Origin of the sequence: Vibrio sp. OPT46 (assembly GCF_015163535.1) — a bacterium.
In the GTDB taxonomy this organism is placed as follows: domain Bacteria; phylum Pseudomonadota; class Gammaproteobacteria; order Enterobacterales; family Vibrionaceae; genus Vibrio; species Vibrio alginolyticus.
The window spans coordinates 1-395 of sequence record NZ_JADDYG010000528.1 but is presented as its reverse complement, the minus strand read 5'-3'; the positions used below and the strand labels follow the sequence as shown (position 1 = coordinate 395).

Below are 395 nucleotides of genomic sequence, written 5' to 3'. Positions count from 1 at the left end.
TATCTCTACGACTCAATTGAGAACGAGCGAGAGTTACTTTTTCAACGCTACCTTACTGACTCATTTCAAAATGACCCTTTTTTTCTCAAACTAAACGAGACAAAGCAACAAGGCGTATTTACGCTCAAAGACGTGGCGCGTAAAGGCGTTGACTTCACCTCATACTGCGAGCAGTTCTATCATCAAACAGGGTGGAAAGACGAGCTTAGCATGCTAGTCGAAGTTGAATCTGGCCGTTGGGTCATGCTGTACTTCGGATATATGACTGATGGAAAATACTTTTCTCAGCAACAAATAAATAAGCTAAAGCCCTATTTCCCGATAATTCAGTCGCTTTGTCAGCAGCATTGGAAACAAACGGAATTTACCTTTTCTGAGCCTGTTTTTGCACAGAG

The 395-nt window shown here is 42.0% G+C and carries 1 pseudogene; it reads left to right on the top strand.

The features are described from left to right. Window positions 1-395 (top strand): annotated as a pseudogene (locus IQR33_RS21280) (LuxR family transcriptional regulator); the annotation flags it as partial.